This is a genomic window from Flavobacterium sp. W21_SRS_FM6, assembly GCF_052119645.1.
Lineage (GTDB): Bacteria > Pseudomonadota > Gammaproteobacteria > Enterobacterales > Alteromonadaceae > Paraglaciecola.
Window position 1 is genome coordinate 43,849 of the sequence record NZ_JBGQOM010000012.1, and the last position, 17,700, is coordinate 61,548.

The following is a 17,700-nucleotide window of genomic DNA, read 5'->3' on the forward strand; positions in this document are numbered from 1 at the left end:
CATGACAAATAAAAAAAGCGCTAACGCGCTTTTTTATTGATTAGTTTACTCAGTAGCACCAGGACTAAAAGGGCACTATAAATCGCGAAAACAACGATCATCCACTGTGGCATCGACATACCTAAAAACGACCAATTTATATCACCGCAATCTCCCGTTGCCGCAAAAATATTAGGTAACCATTCGTGCAACGGTGCCCAGCTAGGAAAATTTGGAACAATCTCACAAATGGAAAAAATGGACTTAGATGTTTGTAAATCAACATGCTCTATTGCTATCAACAGTCCCCAAATAGCAGAAACACCAACGCCGATATAACCAGCAAGACGTGTAAGGATGTTGTTGTGTAAAAGCGGGATTAGGGCCGAAAATAGTATACCAAACACCGCGGTGCGTTGATAAATACACATGATGCAAGGCTGCAAATTCATAGCGTACTGGAAATACAGGGCAGTTAACTCCAACAATAATGCTGATGAAAACAACAGCACCCATGCAAGCGGTTGACGACCCAGATTAGCCAAAAAATTAATCATACGTACTGCTTCCTTAACCTTAGTGTGAAGCCGGTGTCACTAAACCACCTGCGGCAGCGGCTGAGTGGTGTTCAATTAAATGCACGCCATACATCCAAGAGGTTATGTCTTCTAATCCGAAGTAAACACCGGCTAAGCCAACAAGTGTTAATACGATGGTGTAGGGTAAAGCCATATACACCATGGTGCCGTAAGATAAACGCAAGAGCGGCGCAATGGCAGAGGTAAGTAAGAATAAAAATGCAGCTTGGCCATTTGGTGTGGCGACACTGGGTAGATTAGTACCCGTGTTGATAGCTACCGCAAGCATATCAAATTGGTCGCGCGTAATCGCCCCGCTTTTTAGTGCAGCAGTCACTTCGGTGATATACACCGAGCCAACAAATACGTTATCGCTGACCATCGAGAGTAAACCGTTGGCCAAATAAAATAGTACCAATTGAGTTTTGCCCTCATAACTAAGTACCCAATCGATAACTGGCGTAAAAAGACCTTGGTCAATAATGACTGCCACTACCCCAAAAAATACACATAACAGGGCCGTAAAAGGTAAAGACTCTTCAAAGGCCTTGCCTATAGAGTGCTCATCAATAATACCGCTCATGGATGTCGCCAAAACAATAATTGATAAACCGATCAAACCCACGGCTGCAAAGTGTCCAGCTAGACCGATCACTAACCACACAGCAATCAAACCTTGAACGCCTAATTTTGCTTTGTCTTGGCTAGTGAGGTTTTCGTCTACATTTTTGCTGTAATTCGTCAATATTTCACGTACCACGGGAGATAATTGCGCACCGTAAGTGAATAACTTAAATTTCTCAACGGTATAGGTCGTCAGGAGGCCAGCGATAAAAACTGGGATAGTGACGGGTGACATACGAATGAAAAACTCAATAAAATTCCAACCTGCTTTATCTGCAATAATCAGGTTTTGCGGCTCTCCTACCATAGTCATAACACCACCAAGGGCGGTACCAATGGCTGCATGCATCATCAAATTGCGTAAAAAAGCCCTAAAATCCTCTAAATCTTGGCGACTGGGATGAGGTAATTGTTCGTCATGTGAATGGTCGTGATCTGAATGAAAGTCTTTACCTGATGCCACTTTGTGGTAAATCGAATAAAAGCCCATAGCCACTGTCATAATCACGGCAACCACGGTTAGGGCGTCTAAAAAAGCAGACAAAAATGCCGATGCTGCGGCAAAGGCGATAGAAAGAGTAATTTTGTTTTCAAGTTTAAGTAGCAACTTGGTGAATAAATACAGCAGTAGACCTTTCATAAAGTAGATACCAGCCACCATAAACACCAGCAGTAAGATAACTTCTACGTTTACGACCATTTCATGTTTCATGTGTTCTGGTGTTGTCATGCCAATAAACAGAGCTTGCATTAATAAGATGCCCCCTGGTTGCAAGGGATAACATTTTAAAGCCATGGCTAAGGTAAATATAAATTCAGCAACAAGCGCCCAGCCTGCAATAAAGGGGTCAAACATGAATAAAAGGGGGTTAATGACTAAAAAGGCGATGATAGCTTGTTTGTACCAAGTGGGCGCTTTACCTAAAAAATTGGCGGCAATGGCCTGAGGTATCGACATTTGCATAAATGAGTATCCTTGTAGAACTTGGAATTATTATATAGCTGTTTTAAATAGTGTAACGTAAAAAAGCAAGGTAAATCTAAAGCTTACATATTATTATGCGATTAAAATTAAGGTAATGTTACCGCATTCGAGCCTCAGTAAAATTATAGCGGTAAAACATCCAACAAAGTTTAATTGTTCCGATTAAAATTCCTCTGGTACAATCAGTTAACAAATAATAACAACATAATCATCCAAGCGAGTAATAAATGATTTATAAGGCACAAAGTCCTGCAGGGTTTGCTGAAGAATACATAGTGGAATCTATATGGAGCGGACGCTTTCCCCCCGGTACGATTTTACCAGCGGAGCGCGAATTGTCTGAACTTATTGGTGTCACTCGTACGACCCTACGTGAGGTGTTACAAAGACTTGCTCGCGATGGATGGTTAACGATCCAACACGGTAAACCGACCAAGGTCAATAATTTTTGGGAAACCTCCGGCCTGAATATACTCGAGACACTTGCCCGCCTCGATGAAGAAGGGATCCCAGAACTTGTTGATAACCTACTGGCCGCGAGAACGAATTTAAGTGCGGTGTTTATACGTGGTGCTATTCGGAATAACCAGCAAAGAGCCATCGAAATAATGCAAAAGTATTGTGACGCACCAGATAATGGTATCGAATTTGCGAGCAATGACTATCAATTGACCCATGATTTAGCCAATGCCTCAGGTAATCCGGTGTATGTGTTAATGATGAATGGATTTAAAGGCTTGTATTCAAGGATTGGGGGCTATTTTTTCTCAAACCCTAAATCCCGTGAATTAACTACAGCGTATTACCATCAATTGCTTGAACTAGCTCAGTCAGGTGATTACAAACAGGTTCCATTAGTGATCAGAACCTATGGCATTAAAAGTGGCAAAATTTGGCAAGAAATGCGTGATGATATGCCCAAAGGCCTAGTTGATTAATGGTAGCGATTTATTTTCAGAATTGAGGTCTGCCCTGACCTCAAATTCGGTTTCAAGTTTTAATTACCCCTCTTTATGACTCTATTTTCTCGTCGTTATTTGATTTTATATTGCGCCAAGTAATTTTGAATACTCGTTACTGTTGCTAACAACTCTTTACAGTTTTGGCTCACTTGGTTGGCGTAATCTACATTATTGACGCCCATGTCATTAATGATTTTTACCTCTTGGCTGATGTGTTCTGAAATCTTTATTTGCTGAGCGACATAATCTGATGTTTGAGCATTAAGTGCATAAATTTGCGAAACAGATTCCAAAGCACTTCGCAGTGTTTGGCCGGCTTCCTCCGTTGAACTGACTGTCTCGAAGGCTATGCCTTTATTCGTTGTCATTATGCTTGTCGCTTGTTTACTACCTGACTGAAGGCGCTCTATCATAGCTTGAATTTCTGTGGTCGAGGTTTGTGTGCGGCTCGCTAACGATCTCACCTCATCTGCTACCACGGCAAAGCCACGACCTTGTTCACCTGCTCGAGCCGCTTCAATGGCTGCATTCAAAGCTAATAAGTTAGTTTGTTCAGCAATCGTGCGGATAACTTCTAACACCCCACTTATCTCATCACTGGATTTGGCTAGACTTTGAATGACATCCACTGATTTATTAATTTCATCTGCTTGGGTTTGTATTTTTTGGATCGTGACATCCAAGGCTTTCACACTGCGATTGGTTTCATCATCAGACACTTGCGCTGCTTGATTTGCCAATTTGGTATTGTTCGCTACATCTTGAGAGTTAGTTTGTAAAATAGAAATTGAGCCTGAAATACTTAAACTCTTGTCGGTTACTTGTTTGGCGAGATGTTTTGACTGCTCTGCAATACCCATTAACTCAGCACCGCTGGTGGCAAGCTCTTGCGTAGATTGATTAATTTCTCGGATAGTGATTTGGAGTTTACTGAGCAGTAAGTTAAACCCCTTGGCCATGGCGCCAAACTCGTCATTACTTTTTTCATTAAATCTAACCGTTAAATCTCCGTCTTTGTTAGCAATACTATTGATGACAGTAATAAAATTAGTCAGAGGTTTGCCTACAAAGTATTTCACCAAAAAGAAAATACTAAATAGAACACCGGCACCACCCACTAAAATTTTGATTAAAAGCCATGTTAGTTCTTTGATTAAAATGCCTTGCTCTTCTTCTAAGGAATAGGCCAGTACAATGTCATAACCCCATTTTTGAAAAGGGATAACATTGACACTCCATTTGTCTGAACTGCCATCAAGGGCTTGATTTATCGTGTTTAAGTCAACATGTTTGGAATGCAGTCTTACATTGCCTTTACTGTCTCTTAATAAAGCAAACCCTTGTTCTAGTATTTTACTTTCATTCAAGGCTTTCTCTAGCGCCAACAGATCAGCGGAATACCCGACATAAGCGATGCCAACCACCTTGTTATTGGTGTCAAACAGTGGCTCATAGCCTGTGAGGTAAGGATTACCTAGTATATCCACTTGTCCATAATAGGCTTTTTTAGCTTTTATCTGAGCGATAGCCTTTCCATTAGGCGATAATTTGGTGCCGATCGCTCTTTTTCCCTCTTTCATTACATTGGTAGAGATGCGAATAAAGTCGCCGTTGTATTCGCTGAATAGGGTGGCAGTGCCATCCATGACTTGAGTTAAGCCATCCACTAAGTCAAAATTATTTGCGATATTCTGACTGCCTAATGTCAATTGAGAAGCATCAGCACCGTTTACTTGTGTTAACTCCCCTAAACTTGCAGCTCCCAGCTTGTTCACCCGCTCCAGTAACAACTTCATGCTGCTTTTAACCCGCTCAGACATGAGGCTGTCGGTTATATCTAAGATTGTTAGTAATTGGTCTGTAGTTTGTTGTTTTTCAGTTTCAACACGCTTTTGAATATTCGATGAGACCGATAACGCGTTGATAATGCCTAGCACTAAGGTAAAAAAGACAATGACAGCGCTTAAGAATAGTATGAATTTTCGTAGGATAGACATTGTGGACTCCAAAAGTCAGATCATTAACGTAGTTGTTATCGGTCAAATTTTAATTACAGCCACTCGGAGTATGGAATATTCGGGAATAAAATCAATTTACGGCAGTAAATCAAATTGTTAGTTGGATTGCGTGGCAAGGGTTAATAGACAGTTGACTAACCAAAGGCTTTAATAAACAGAGGATGGAGGTGGCTAACGGGCTACAGCAAGCCACCTTTCTTTTGATAGTACTATTTTTAAAAAATCCGCTAATTTTTTAATCGAATTAGTGATTGTGGCCACAGCCTTCTTCAGAGTGAGGATGACCATGGGCAATTTCCTCATCCGTCGCAGCTCTGACCGCCAGCACTTCAACATCAAAATTCAAGGTTAAACCCGAAAGAGGATGGTTTCCGTCAACGACGACTTCATCGTCAGTGACATCTATGACCATTACTGATTGTTCGCCATCATCCGTGGTTGCACGAAACGTCATACCAGGATTCACTTCTAAGTCTGCAAACATTGATTTTGGCACAACTTGTACAAGGGCATCGTGACGTTCGCCGTAGGCAAGTTCTGGGGTAACATCAATTGCAAACTTGTCACCGGCTTGTTTGCCCTCTAATTCATTTTCTAATCCTTGTATGAGGTAGTGGCTGCCCTGCAGGTAGTCCATTGGTTTACCTTCCCGTGACGAGTCTATTTGAGTTCCATCTTCTGTACAGACAGTGAAGTGAATGGTGGCTACAGTATCTTGAGTAATTTTCATCATGGTCCAAATATTAATTGTGCTGATACTTGGCTAAGCATCAAAAGCATGAGTTGGCTTAACCTAAATTTAGGTTAATTCGTATGGTTGTGGCATAACAGTAAAAAGAGCTTCAGGCACATCTTTTAAGCGCACAATGGTACCAATTTCTGTGTCGGAGGCCAATGTGGCGAGCAACCAAGTTTGTTCATTGGCAACACCGCAACGCAACACGGTTCCTGCTGGGCGCCAATTTTCGCCCATCTGTACTTCTAACTTTTCGCCAATGCCTACTGCTCTGGACGTTTCAGAATGTAGCCTAAAAGCAGCCCGTTTATTTTTACCTAGGTATTTTGTTCGAGCGACAACTTCTTGCCCCATATAACACCCTTTTGTGAAACTGATGGCATTAAGTTGTTGTAGGTTCATCATTTGTGGCACAAATTCATTGCATGTTTGCGCTCGAACATCGGCAATGCCTGCTTTAATATCCTCAATCTCCCAACTACTTTCATGAAGAGGCGACGGCTTTATCGTAATGAGATCATTAGCTGTTTTAGGTTGCAGAATAAGATAGCGCTTGATGTTACCTTCAAGGAGTAGAGCAATACCCTGGTCATTTTTGCAATAGTCTTGATGTTTTTCAGGTAAGTGACCAAAAACCCGAATGATTTCAGCTTCAGTTTCTTTGCCCACACCGCCTGTAACTATCCAATCGTTACTGGCATCGATTATATCAACTTTGGCGAATACACCGTATTTCTTAAGCTCAGCCAGTGATTTTTCAATCACCGAACAGTGAGTTATCAGCAGTAAAGATTCTTTCCAACTGAGTAAGTAACTTACACTCCACGTTTTGCCCTTAAAGTCACAGTGACAGGCTAACAGTGCATTGTCTCCTTTTAGCGAAGCGACATCCGCGGTGACTTGGCCTTGCAGATACTTCTCTCTTTCTGCGCCTGAGAGTTGGATCACGCCTTTTTCAGTTAAGCTTGTATAGAAATCGCTAGGAACCATATTTATCTCTAATTTGTTGGAGTTAATTTGTTTCGTTTGCAAGTGTTGGGTTCTTAATGCTTCAATGCATCCAAAAATGCGCTACGTCGTATTAATGGTATCATGTTGTGATTTTTCAATGAGTAAATAACGGGGACACGTGAAAATGAGGAAAAAACATGTTTGATAAACAACGATTAGGTCGATTGAAATGGGCCTGTCGGCGTGGAATGTTAGAACTAGATGTGTTGTTTATGCCTTTTGTTGAAAATGGTTTTGAACAGCTTGATGATGAGCATCAACTTATATTTGAACGTTTGCTCACGTTTGATGATCCTGATTTATATGCTTGGTTTATGGGTCACTTAGAATGCAAAGACCCAGAAATTAAAGCCATGATTAGCCATATACTAAGTCGTGTCAAAGTATAGGATTGAATTAGCTCCATCACAGTATAAGTTTTTCGTACTATTACTGTTTTGGGGCCTTGTTTTAGCATCGATTTGTCACTGGCAATCTAACATTATGCCTTATCAACCTGTCATTCAATTTCTTTTTGCAGGCATCATTCTTTGGTTCGCGTTTACGAGCTTACTGGCCTGCAAGAAAACATTGCCTCGCTTGATCGCGTTGAGTGTGCAAGGGGAGTGGGACGATTTAGAGCAGGATAATCCATCTCAATGGCGCATGAGTGGAAAATCGAGAGTGACACCTTGGTTGCTGTGGGTCCATCTTATTTCGCCAATTGACGCTAAAACTGCACAATGGGTTTTTGTGTATAAAGATCAGGTAAGCGAAGCAGACTATCGTCGCCTTTGTCGGGTTATTTTGTTACTGCAACAGAAAAAATCACAATAGAATATGCCAAAAATTATCGAACAGACGCTTACTCGCGTTCCCCCGTTTTTGCACCTCGTTCCTAGTATTCTTATGAAAAAAACGGTCACCTTTGACTGTGAAAATTCATTGCCTTCATTGCGATTTCGGGTTCAAAACATCACATTAGACGCCGTGCGAATCCAGCGATTTAATCAAGCCGTGCATTGGCGACACAATGAGGCTGTTCACCCTGGCTATTTGCATACCTTGGCTTTTCCTTTACAAATCAAACTCATGTTACATCAGCAGTTTCCGTTTTCCGTGATTGGTTTAGTGCACTTATACAATCATATCGAGCAATACAAGGTGGTGCTTGCTTCTGATCGCATTGATATAACTTGCGAATTTGGTGAAATTACAAAATCAGATATTGGCTGGAAATTTCTTATTGCGAGCCACTTTTATGTGAATGGGGTTCGTGTGCTCAGCGCACAACATCAATATCTGAAACGTGATATGTCGGCCATTCGAACAAAATTGATTGAGTACACTGAAAGTACATCCCTGCTAAGTGATCAACAGCAGTGGGCATTAAACAGTAATTTGGGAAGGCTGTATGCAAATTGTTCGGGTGACTATAATCCCATTCATTTGTATCCCTTGACTGCAAAGTTATTTGGTTTTAAGGGCCATATTGTTCATGGGATGTGGTTAAAGTCTCGAGTGATTTCAGCGTTATTTGAAAACAACAAGAACATAGTCGGAAAGCCATTTAAGTGTGAAGTTACCTTTAAAAAACCGCTTTATTTACCTAGTAATGTTGGCTTTTACCAACAAGCGCAACAGGGCTATGCGGAAGAATTAAACTTTGCGGTTAAAAGTGCGAAGCACAATCTGCCTGTTGAACATATGACAGGCAGATTGACGCATACGTAGATCTGAAACTAGCTAGTTTTACCTGCTATGATAGTAGGGCCTGATTTTTCTAATAGCTCGGGATAATCGAGATTATAATGTAGGCCACGGCTTTCTTTGCGATCTTGCGCGCACCTAACGATCAAATCTGCTACGGTCAATAAGTTACGTAACTCCAACAAGTTATTGCTCACTTTAAAATGCGAGTAATATTCATCCACTTCTTGTTTTAATAGAGCGATTCGGTGTTGTGCTCGCTCTAGACGTTTGTTGGTACGGACTATTCCCACATAGTCCCACATGAATAATCTCAGCTCATGCCAATTGTGCTGTATGATGACTTCTTCATCTGAATTGCTTACCTGACTCTCATCCCAAGATTTAATGGGCTCCGCTTCCCTGGTTTCCTCCAGACGATTGACTATATGATCGGCAGCTGCATGGGCATAAACAATGCACTCTAATAAAGAGTTGCTCGCCATACGATTTGCACCATGCAAACCGGTATAGGCTACCTCGCCAATCGCGTAGAGATTGTCCAAATCAGTTTTTGCATCAAAGTCTGTCATTACACCGCCACAGCTATAGTGAGCAGCGGGTACCACAGGGATGGCTTGCTGAGTGATATCAATACCTAAGGAACGGCACTTACGATAAATATTAGGGAAATGCTGGACGATAAAGTCGCTAGGTTTATGACTGATGTCTAAATACATGCAATCAGCACCTAAGCGTTTCATTTCAAAATCGATTGCACGGGCTACAATATCTCGCGGAGCTAAATCGCCTCTTTCGTCAAAGCGATGCATGAAAGGGGTGCCATCGGCATGGCATAACTTTGCTCCTTCGCCCCTTAAGGCTTCGGTAATAAGAAAGTTGCGAGCTTCAGGGTGATACAGGCAAGTAGGGTGAAATTGGTTAAATTCCATATTGGCGACACGGCAACCAGAGCGCCACGCCATGGCTATCCCATCTCCGCTGGAGACATCTGGATTTGAGGTGTATTGATACACTTTACTGGCACCGCCTGTTGCGAGTGCGACGAATCTTGAGCGGATAACTTCTACACTTTCTCGTTTTCTATTCCACACGTAAGCGCCGATAATAACGTCTTTATCCGAGCTGCTTTTTATGAGGTCAATAGCATTGTAACGTTGAAATAGATGAATATTAGGATGGTGTTTTACTGCTTCTACTAAGGTCAGTTGGACCGCTGCTCCAGTGGCATCTGCAGAGTGTAAAATGCGGCGGTGGCTGTGTCCGCCTTCTCTGGTAAGATGAAAGCGTGTTTCTGGATTGGCCGCAGTTTTTTCGATACCAGCTATTTGATCAAATGGCATACCAAATTCTATTAACCACTGCATGCACTGTTTGGCGCGAGAAGCAGTAAAATAAACGGCGTCTTTATTACATAAGCCTGCCCCAGCGTTTAGCGTATCTTCCACATGGCTGTCTATGGAATCGCCTTCATCAAATACCGCGGCAATGCCGCCTTGAGCATACTTTGTTGACCCTTCAGATATATCACTTTTGCTAAGCACGATTACTTGACAATGCTCTGCAAGTTTCAGTGCTAAACTTAAACCCGCCGCACCACTGCCAATAATAAGGACATCACATTGATGTTCGACGCTTGAGTGCATACACTACTCGCAATTAAACTTAATAAGTCCTGTCATACTAATTAACAGCCTAAAAATTACAATCATTCCAAAGGGTTTAGACGATAAATCCTGTAAAACTGCTCACTTAATAGACAGGTTTTCTCAAAGTGCAAATTTTTTGATAAAAAACTGATGTAAAATCGAACTTTCATAGCAAGCCGCAGTCAATACTTGTGCTTGCATGAGTCGCAGTATTAATTCGTAAAGGAGTAAAGGCTCGAATGAGCGAGCAATTCACAGATCAACAAATAGTTGAAAGAGTGCAGCGCGGAGACAAAAATGCTTTTGGTTTGCTGGTGGTGAAGTACCAGCATAAAGTGGCTTATCTGGTTTCGCGTTATGTGAAAAATACGGGTGATGTAGCCGATGTATCGCAAGAAGCGTTTATAAAAGCATACCGAGCTTTACCGAGTTTCAGAGGTGATAGTGCATTTTACACGTGGCTTTATAGGATAGCGGTAAACAGCGCTAAAAATTACCTGGTATCGCAAGGCAGAAAACCACCAGCGAATGATGTTGACGCTGAAGAAGCCGATTTTTACGATGGTAGCGATGCGCTAAAAGAAAATAATTCACCAGAAAAAAGTTTGATGTCTGATCAGATGGAAAAGGTGTTATTTGATACGCTAGAACAGTTACCTGAAGATTTGCGTATGGCCATTAGCCTACGAGAGCTAGACGGAATGAGCTATGAAGATATAGCCAATGTCATGGATTGTCCTGTTGGTACGGTAAGATCAAGGATTTTCCGGGCCAGAGAAGCATTAGATAAAGTGATTCAACCAATGCTTATGAATGATTAAGCCTCGGTTAAATGGTTTTAGATACTTAATTTATATTTAGCGGGAAACAATTTGTATGTCGCAAAAGTTTGAAAATTTGTCAGCTCTAATTGATGGTGAAAACACTCAATTTGATATGCAGGGTAATGATACGATTGCCGCGATTAAAGATGATAAAGAGTTACAAGCAAAATGGCACTCTTATCATTTAGTGCGTTACGGTCTTCGGAAAGAGTTACCAAATCAATTGCAATTCGACATCGCTGCAAATGTTGCCTTAGCACTGGAGTCAGAGCCAGCTATATTGGCTCCTAAAAAGACATGGCGTGATGCCCCTGTGATAAGCGCTGTTATTCCTTTTGTTAAGCAAGGTGGTCAAATGGCCATTGCAGCATCAGTTGCCGTTGCAATGATTATTGGAGTTCAACAATATAATCAATCAGATGTGGAACAACCATTTAACTCGGCAGCCCCGATATTAGGTATTCCAGGGGGCTTATCTCCTGTGAGTTTCGAGCAAACCTCGACGGTACCTCAAAATGACATGGTTGAGCAAAAACGCAGAATTAATGCTTATATTGCTGATCATCAGCAACAAATGCAGTTAAAATCTGTAGAATTAAATCCAATTTCTGATGTGGAACAACAAGTTGAAAAGAGTGATTCGCAGTCTAACGTCGTTGAGCAAAATCCTTAAGCGCTTCGCAGCCCAATTTCAGGTTGGGCTGCTTAGTTTGTGTTTAGTGTCATTTGTGGGTATCGCCCAAGAAGAACAAAGCCTTTCTCCTGTTCCAGAAAATTCAAATCCATCTTATCCCATTGATAACGCCGAAGGATGGTTGAAGAAGCTCTCTGAAGCGGTACAAACTCTCAACTACAGTATTTCTTTGGTTGTGTTAAAGCCCGGTGTGGATTCGCAGCCGTATTTATGGCGACACGGCATTGACACAAGGGGCGTTGAGATGGAGCAACTTAATCTACTTAATGGCCCAGGCAGAGAAATTGTGCGTGTGGGCAACAAAGTGAGTTATTTTGAACCAAACGTGCCGCCCTACAGTTTGCGGTCTCAGACTATCAATGGGCCATTTCCCAGTGAACTGTTGTATAATCCAGAGCAATTATTTGATGGTTATGAATTTGTTTTAGTTGGTAGAAGCCGAATTTCGGGGCGCTCAGCTCAACAACTCAGAGTCATCAGTAAAGACAAAAGTCGATTTGGCCTTAATTTATGGTTAGATCAAGAAACTGGCTTAATCCTTAAAATGAACATGGTCAATCTTGAGGGACAATTAATCGAGCAAATTCAAGTGACCGGTATCCATGTCAGTGACAGCCCTGACCCATTTTTTGCAAAAATTGAACAAGATATGCTGCCGGACATTCTCGAACTCCCCAATTCAGCAAGCAATCCGCCGAGATGGGATATTACGAATTTGCCAATGGGTATGCATATTGTAAAACAAGATATTCATCGTTTACCCATGACAGGAGATGTGGTTGATTACATCTTATTGTCAGATGGTTTAGTCGATGTTTCTATTTATTTGCAACCTTTACCCAGTCTTAACGCACCTCAAGATATAATTGGTCGACATGAATCCAATACCATATTGACTCGCCAAGTAGGTGAAGTCAGCGTTACGGTGGTTGGCAAAGTACCTGCTGCGACAGCTGATGCAATATTGAAATCAATTCAAGTACTTAGAAAACGATGATCGAAGAAGTGGGAACTATTGTTTCTGTAACTCAAGAACATGGCGTACAGAACATTTGGGTTGAAACTGCCATTAAGACAACCTGCAGTTCTTGCCAAGCACAAACTAATTGTGGAACCAGTGTGGTAGCCAAAGCTTTCTCACCTAAAAAACAAAGTATAAAATTACCTTATGAACACGCTGTAGTTATCGGCCAAAAAGTCAAGTTGGGAGTGCCCGAAGAGTCATTGCTAAGCGCCTCATTGCAAGTCTATTTACTTCCTCTTCTTGGGCTCATTTTAGGCTCATCATTGGCAAGTTATGTTATGCCGTTTTTAGCCTTAGAATCGGAATTATGGGTGGTATTGACAGGCTTTATTATGGCGGGTGTTGTTTTTCTGCTGATCAGAAATAAGTTGGCTGATGCCAATAATTTACAGTACTGTCCTACGTTGATAGAAGTGTATCCGAACCCCGTAGAGACTATTTCAGTCAAAAATTTGTGACAAATTGAAAATCTTAGGTGATTAGCTCAAGTATTCCTGAGATCATTGTCGCAAAGTTAACTATAAAAATGTAAAATCCACCCCTATTTAATCAAATTGTTCCCGTATTTCGCCTGAGCATGCTTGCATTGTTCAAACAAGCGCTTGGGGAAAGCAACAGCACTAGGTATTTTTCTAAATCGCTATGCAAATGAAGCACATACGTAACTTTTCTATCATCGCCCACATTGATCACGGTAAATCAACCCTCTCAGACAGACTTATTCAGCACTGCGGTGGCCTTCAGGCTCGTGAAATGGCTGAGCAAGTGCTCGATTCAATGGATATTGAACGAGAACGCGGTATTACTATTAAGGCACAAAGCGTTACGCTTAACTATGTCGCAAAAGATGGTGAAACCTATCAGTTGAATTTTATCGACACGCCGGGGCACGTCGACTTTACCTACGAGGTTTCTCGTTCTCTAGCGGCCTGTGAGGGTGCCTTATTGGTGGTTGATGCTGGTCAAGGTGTTGAAGCGCAAACCCTTGCAAATTGCTATACCGCCATCGAGCTCGAGATGGAAGTGGTTCCAATTATTAATAAAATTGACTTACCTCAAGCAGAGCCCGATCGCGTTGCTGCTGAGATTGAAGACATTGTCGGTATTTCAGCGATGAACGCAGTACGTTGTTCGGCCAAAACCGGTATCGGTATCGAAGATGTACTTGAGGTTATTGTTAATCAAGTCCCCCCTCCCGAGGGCGATGTAAATAAGCCATTAAAAGCCTTAATTGTTGATTCATGGTTTGACAACTACCAAGGCGTTGTATCGTTGGTGAGAATCATTGATGGGAAGTTGCGTAAAAACGACAAAATGAAAATCATGTCAAATGGCGTGGTGCATCAAGTTGATAAGGTTGGGATTTTCACACCTAAAGCCACCGATACTGGAGTATTAAGTGCCGGAGAAGTGGGTTTTATCATCGCCGGTATTAAAGAAATCCATGGCGCTCCCGTTGGCGATACCATCACTCTTGCTAAGGATCCTGCGGCTCAGGCTCTGCCTGGCTTTAAGAAAATTAAACCGCAAGTTTATGCCGGTATGTTTCCAATTAGCTCAGACGATTACGAAGACTTCAGAGACGCATTAAACAAATTAAGTTTAAATGATGCTTCTTTATTTTTTGAACCAGAAAGTTCATCTGCCTTGGGCTTTGGTTTCCGCATAGGTTTCCTCGGCATGTTACACATGGAAATTGTTCAAGAAAGATTAGAACGAGAATATAATCTCGATTTGATCACTACTGCGCCTACCGTTGTTTATGAAGTTGTGGATTCATCAGGTGAGATTATCTATGTTGATAATCCTTCAAAATTGCCGCCAGTTAATAATATTCAAGAAATTCGTGAGCCTATCGTTGAAGCCAATATACTGGTGCCACAAGAATATTTAGGTAACGTGATAACTCTATGTGTAGAAAAACGCGGCACACAAAATAACATGACCTATCATGGTAAACAGGTTGCTTTGAGTTATGACTTACCTATGGCCGAAGTCGTGGTGGATTTCTTTGACAGACTGAAATCTACCAGCCGTGGTTTTGCCTCTTTGGACTACAATTTTAAACGCTTCCAGGCGGCCAACATGGCACGCTTAGATATCCTAATTAACGCTGAAAAAGTCGACGCCTTGGCAATGATTACACACCGTGATAATGCACAAGGCCGGGGGCGCGATATCGTTGAAAAGTTGCGTGAAATTATTCCAAGACAGATGTTTGATATTGCTATTCAAGCAGCGATCGGCAACCAAATAATCGCCAGAAGTACCATTAAACAATTACGCAAAAACGTTATTGCAAAGTGTTACGGTGGTGATGTGAGCCGTAAGAAAAAGTTATTGCAGAAGCAAAAAGAAGGTAAAAAACGGATGAAACAAGTAGGGAACGTTGAACTACCTCAAGACGCATTTATGGCAATATTGAAGGTGGGTAAATAAATGGCAAATTATTTTTCTATCTTTTTAGTCGTATTAACTATTGGCTCTGGCTTAATCTGGTTACTCGACAGTTTGCTGTTTGCCGCTAAAAGACGTGAACGTATGGCGCTAGCTGGCACAATGCAAGGAGATAATGCAGGCCTTAAAGCCGATGAACAATTGCCGTGGCTGGTAGATACTGCACAACAGATATTTCCTGTAATAGCCTTTGTCTTAGTGCTGCGTTCATTTTTATACGAACCCTTTCAAATCCCATCAGGTTCAATGATGCCTACTTTGCTAGTGGGGGACTTTATCTTAGTTGAAAAGTTTACCTATGGCCTTAAAGATCCTGTCATGCGTAAAAAATTTGTGGATATTGGTGAGCCAAAAAGAGGGGATGTAGTGGTATTTAAATACCCCGTTGATACTCGTTTGGATTACATTAAACGTGTAGTGGGTTTGCCCGGTGATACGGTAATTTATCGTAACAAACAACTACAGATTAAACCTGCATGCAGTACCCCTGATAATTGCCCTGCTTTGCAAACGGTGGAGTTAAAATTTGAAAGTGTTGGTGAAGAATTCCAAAATTTTGCACCTCTTGAAAAGTTAACTGAACAATTAGGTGAAGTCAGTCATCAGATTTATCGCACCACCAGTAAAAGCAATCGGTCTAGCGAATACTACCAACAGCCAGGCACGCAGGTTGACGAATGGTTAGTGCCAGAAGGGCACTATTTTGTGATGGGCGACAACCGTGACAACAGTCTAGATGGTCGTTTTTGGGGATTTGTACCTGAAGAAAACCTAGTTGGTAAAGCAGTGGCTATTTGGATTAGTTTTGAGTTTGACCGTGTGCCAAGTAGTTGGGTACCGGGTTGGATCCCTACTGGTGTTAGATTTGAACGAGTGGGTGGCATTCAATAAATGCAACTTGTCGATCCTTATGTCAGTTTATATAAAAAGATTGGATACACGTTTAACGACCCCGCTAATTTAAAATTAGCGCTTACGCATCGCAGTGCTAATAAAAAGCACAATGAACGACTGGAGTTTCTGGGTGATGCCATACTGGGTATGGTTATCGCCAAAGAACTTTTTGAACGTTTTCCTTCGCAACCTGAAGGTAAATTGACACGCATGCGCTCTAACTTGGTCAAAGGTGATACGCTTGCCGCCTTAGCTAGAGAATTTGATTTAGGCGATTTGCTATTATTAGGTCCCGGTGAATTAAAAAGTGGTGGTTTTAGGCGAGACTCTATTTTAGCTGATGCAATAGAAGCTATTATTGGCGCTATTTATTTAGAGAGTGGTTTATCACAATGTGAACCTATCGTTTTGCAATGGTTTGCGACGCGCTTAGCTGAACTTGACCCGCAACTGGTTTCTAAAGATGATAAAACCCGTTTACAAGAATATTTGCAGGCCAGAAAATTACCTTTGCCTTTATACGAGGTAACTGAAATCGCAGGCCAATCCCATGAACAAATTTTTCACGTCGAATGCTCGGTAGTAGGATTAAGTCAAGCTACTGTAGGTAAAGGCAACAGTCGTCGAAAAGCAGAACAAAAGGCTGCTAGACAAGCCTTCGAGAAATTATCAAATGCAGGATAATACCTATTGCGGCATGATTGCTATTGTAGGCCGACCTAATGTAGGTAAGTCGACTTTACTCAATAAATTATTGGGACAAAAAGTCAGTATTACCTCACGTAAGCCACAAACCACAAGACACAGAATTATGGGCATCGACAGCGAAGAGCAATACCAAGCTGTCTATGTTGATACCCCCGGCTTACATATTGAAGAAAAACGGGCGATTAACCGTTTTATGAACCGTGCGGCCTCTAGTTCTATTGGAGACGTTGGGTTGGTGTTGTTTTTGGTCGAAGGCACAAAGTGGACGGATGACGACCAAATGGTCCTGACAAAAATACAACAGAGTAATGCGCCTTGTTGGTTGATCGTAAATAAGTCCGACAACGTTAAAGATAAAGAAACAATGCTGCCCCACCTAAAGTGGTTGGGCGAACAGCACACATTTCAAAAAATTATGCCTGTTTCAGCTAAAACTGGCAAAAATGTGGAAGAGTTACGCAAGCTAGTGCAACACAGTTTGCCTCCTAGTGAGTTTTATTTTCCAGAGGATTACATAACCGATCGCTCAAGCCGTTTCATGGCATCAGAGATCATTCGTGAAAAACTCATGCGTTTCACCGGTGACGAATTACCTTACTCAGTAACAGTCGAGATAGAGCAATTTTTACTGAGTGAAAATGGGATGTACCGGATAAACGGCCTAATTCTGGTAGAACGAGACAGCCAGAAAAGCATGGTAATAGGGAAGGGCGGTCAACGACTTAAGACCATCGGCGCCGAAGCGCGCAAAGATATGGAAACGCTGTTTGATGCTAAAGTATTTTTAGAGCTATGGGTCAAAGTCAAATCAGGTTGGGCCGATGACGAGCGCGCATTGCGGAGTCTTGGTTATGGTTTAGATAATTAA

At 41.7% G+C, this 17,700-nt stretch carries 18 protein-coding genes; 12 read left to right on the forward strand and 6 right to left on the reverse strand.

The genetic code is table 11. The features are described from left to right. Window positions 1–20: 20 nt before the first annotated feature. The gene (dsbB, locus tag ACEN2L_RS17530) at window positions 21–536 is read right to left on the reverse strand and encodes a disulfide bond formation protein DsbB (RefSeq protein ID WP_441745399.1); all 516 of its coding nucleotides are present in this window, start codon (window positions 534–536) and stop codon (window positions 21–23) included. 19 nt (window positions 537–555) lie between these two features. Beyond that, window positions 556–2,145, reverse strand: coding sequence for a sodium/proton antiporter NhaB (gene nhaB, locus ACEN2L_RS17535; RefSeq protein ID WP_306019933.1), 1,590 nt, complete (start codon window positions 2,143–2,145; stop codon window positions 556–558). A gap of 248 nt (window positions 2,146–2,393) precedes the next feature. Here nhaB and fadR point away from each other — a divergent pair, with 248 nt between their 5' ends. After that, on the forward strand, window positions 2,394–3,104 hold the full coding sequence (gene fadR / locus ACEN2L_RS17540; protein ID WP_306019934.1) for a fatty acid metabolism transcriptional regulator FadR: 711 nt from the start codon (window positions 2,394–2,396) through the stop codon (window positions 3,102–3,104). Window positions 3,105–3,199: 95 nt separating this feature from the next. On the opposite strand, the gene ACEN2L_RS17545 is transcribed toward fadR, so the two are convergent. From ACEN2L_RS17545 to ygfZ, 3 genes are all read right to left on the reverse strand, one after another. Beyond that, complete coding sequence (locus tag ACEN2L_RS17545) at window positions 3,200–5,125, reverse strand: Cache 3/Cache 2 fusion domain-containing protein (RefSeq protein ID WP_441745400.1); 1,926 nt, start codon at window positions 5,123–5,125, stop codon at window positions 3,200–3,202. A gap of 265 nt (window positions 5,126–5,390) precedes the next feature. Further along, window positions 5,391–5,879 carry an FKBP-type peptidyl-prolyl cis-trans isomerase gene (locus tag ACEN2L_RS17550; RefSeq protein WP_441745401.1) on the reverse strand — a complete coding sequence of 163 codons (489 nt, stop codon included), beginning with the start codon at window positions 5,877–5,879 and terminating at the stop codon, window positions 5,391–5,393. 66 nt (window positions 5,880–5,945) lie between these two features. Then, window positions 5,946–6,872 (reverse strand): tRNA-modifying protein YgfZ, encoded by a 927-nt coding sequence (gene ygfZ, locus ACEN2L_RS17555; RefSeq protein WP_306019937.1) that lies wholly within the window; start codon window positions 6,870–6,872, stop codon window positions 5,946–5,948. Between the two features lie 158 nt (window positions 6,873–7,030). On the opposite strand from ygfZ, the gene ACEN2L_RS17560 reads away from it, so the two are divergent. From ACEN2L_RS17560 to ACEN2L_RS17570, 3 genes are all read left to right on the forward strand, one after another. Further along, entirely contained in the window at window positions 7,031–7,282 is a 252-nt protein-coding gene (locus ACEN2L_RS17560; RefSeq protein WP_306019939.1) for an FAD assembly factor SdhE, read from the forward strand. Beyond that, window positions 7,269–7,709: a protein YgfX gene (locus ACEN2L_RS17565; RefSeq protein ID WP_441745402.1), complete on the forward strand. Its 441-nt coding sequence runs from the start codon at window positions 7,269–7,271 to the stop codon at window positions 7,707–7,709. Before ACEN2L_RS17560 ends, ACEN2L_RS17565 begins: the two co-directional genes overlap by 14 nt. A gap of 72 nt (window positions 7,710–7,781) precedes the next feature. Further along, window positions 7,782–8,606, forward strand: a complete 825-nt coding sequence (locus ACEN2L_RS17570; RefSeq protein ID WP_441745403.1) for a MaoC family dehydratase — start codon at window positions 7,782–7,784, stop codon at window positions 8,604–8,606. 8 nt (window positions 8,607–8,614) lie between these two features. On the opposite strand, the gene nadB is transcribed toward ACEN2L_RS17570, so the two are convergent. Continuing rightward, entirely contained in the window at window positions 8,615–10,228 is a 1,614-nt protein-coding gene (nadB, locus tag ACEN2L_RS17575) for an L-aspartate oxidase (RefSeq protein WP_441745404.1), read from the reverse strand. A gap of 242 nt (window positions 10,229–10,470) precedes the next feature. On the opposite strand from nadB, the gene rpoE reads away from it, so the two are divergent. The 8 genes from rpoE to era all read left to right on the forward strand — a co-directional run bounded on the left by rpoE (window position 10,471) and on the right by era (window position 17,700). Next, window positions 10,471–11,052, forward strand: coding sequence for an RNA polymerase sigma factor RpoE (gene rpoE / locus ACEN2L_RS17580; protein WP_441745405.1), 582 nt, complete (start codon window positions 10,471–10,473; stop codon window positions 11,050–11,052). A 55-nt stretch (window positions 11,053–11,107) separates the two neighbouring features. Next, entirely contained in the window at window positions 11,108–11,728 is a 621-nt protein-coding gene (locus tag ACEN2L_RS17585; protein WP_441745406.1) for a sigma-E factor negative regulatory protein, read from the forward strand. Further along, window positions 11,691–12,746, forward strand: a complete 1,056-nt coding sequence (locus ACEN2L_RS17590; RefSeq protein WP_306019997.1) for a MucB/RseB C-terminal domain-containing protein — start codon at window positions 11,691–11,693, stop codon at window positions 12,744–12,746. The genes ACEN2L_RS17585 and ACEN2L_RS17590 overlap by 38 nt, the downstream gene beginning before the upstream one ends. After that, complete coding sequence (locus ACEN2L_RS17595) at window positions 12,743–13,231, forward strand: SoxR reducing system RseC family protein (protein WP_441745407.1); 489 nt, start codon at window positions 12,743–12,745, stop codon at window positions 13,229–13,231. Before ACEN2L_RS17590 ends, ACEN2L_RS17595 begins: the two co-directional genes overlap by 4 nt. Window positions 13,232–13,421: 190 nt before the next feature. After that, window positions 13,422–15,212, forward strand: a complete 1,791-nt coding sequence (gene lepA, locus ACEN2L_RS17600) for a translation elongation factor 4 (protein WP_441745408.1) — start codon at window positions 13,422–13,424, stop codon at window positions 15,210–15,212. Then, window positions 15,213–16,121 (forward strand): signal peptidase I, encoded by a 909-nt coding sequence (lepB, locus tag ACEN2L_RS17605; RefSeq protein ID WP_441745409.1) that lies wholly within the window; start codon window positions 15,213–15,215, stop codon window positions 16,119–16,121. Next, a complete protein-coding gene (gene rnc, locus ACEN2L_RS17610) occupies window positions 16,122–16,808 on the forward strand; it encodes a ribonuclease III (protein ID WP_306019951.1) in 687 nt (228 codons plus the stop codon). It abuts the gene before it with no gap. After that, window positions 16,798–17,700, forward strand: a complete 903-nt coding sequence (gene era / locus ACEN2L_RS17615) for a GTPase Era (protein ID WP_306019952.1) — start codon at window positions 16,798–16,800, stop codon at window positions 17,698–17,700. Before rnc ends, era begins: the two co-directional genes overlap by 11 nt.

What these genes read in the sequence shown, in the direction of transcription:
- ACEN2L_RS17585 (WP_441745406.1), top strand. Translation starts at nt 11,108, where the DNA reads ATGTCGCAAAAGTTTGAAAATTTGTCAGCTCTAATTGATGGTGAAAAC.
- nhaB (WP_306019933.1), bottom strand. Translation starts at nt 2,145, where the DNA reads ATGCAAATGTCGATACCTCAGGCCATTGCCGCCAATTTTTTAGGTAAA.
- rnc (WP_306019951.1), top strand. Translation starts at nt 16,122, where the DNA reads ATGCAACTTGTCGATCCTTATGTCAGTTTATATAAAAAGATTGGATAC.
- nadB (WP_441745404.1), bottom strand. Translation starts at nt 10,228, where the DNA reads ATGCACTCAAGCGTCGAACATCAATGTGATGTCCTTATTATTGGCAGT.
- ACEN2L_RS17550 (WP_441745401.1), bottom strand. Translation starts at nt 5,879, where the DNA reads ATGATGAAAATTACTCAAGATACTGTAGCCACCATTCACTTCACTGTC.
- lepB (WP_441745409.1), top strand. Translation starts at nt 15,213, where the DNA reads ATGGCAAATTATTTTTCTATCTTTTTAGTCGTATTAACTATTGGCTCT.
- lepA (WP_441745408.1), top strand. Translation starts at nt 13,422, where the DNA reads ATGAAGCACATACGTAACTTTTCTATCATCGCCCACATTGATCACGGT.
- ACEN2L_RS17560 (WP_306019939.1), top strand. Translation starts at nt 7,031, where the DNA reads ATGTTTGATAAACAACGATTAGGTCGATTGAAATGGGCCTGTCGGCGT.
- fadR (WP_306019934.1), top strand. Translation starts at nt 2,394, where the DNA reads ATGATTTATAAGGCACAAAGTCCTGCAGGGTTTGCTGAAGAATACATA.
- ACEN2L_RS17570 (WP_441745403.1), top strand. Translation starts at nt 7,782, where the DNA reads ATGAAAAAAACGGTCACCTTTGACTGTGAAAATTCATTGCCTTCATTG.
- ygfZ (WP_306019937.1), bottom strand. Translation starts at nt 6,872, where the DNA reads ATGGTTCCTAGCGATTTCTATACAAGCTTAACTGAAAAAGGCGTGATC.
- rpoE (WP_441745405.1), top strand. Translation starts at nt 10,471, where the DNA reads ATGAGCGAGCAATTCACAGATCAACAAATAGTTGAAAGAGTGCAGCGC.
- era (WP_306019952.1), top strand. Translation starts at nt 16,798, where the DNA reads ATGCAGGATAATACCTATTGCGGCATGATTGCTATTGTAGGCCGACCT.
- dsbB (WP_441745399.1), bottom strand. Translation starts at nt 536, where the DNA reads ATGATTAATTTTTTGGCTAATCTGGGTCGTCAACCGCTTGCATGGGTG.
- ACEN2L_RS17545 (WP_441745400.1), bottom strand. Translation starts at nt 5,125, where the DNA reads ATGTCTATCCTACGAAAATTCATACTATTCTTAAGCGCTGTCATTGTC.
- ACEN2L_RS17595 (WP_441745407.1), top strand. Translation starts at nt 12,743, where the DNA reads ATGATCGAAGAAGTGGGAACTATTGTTTCTGTAACTCAAGAACATGGC.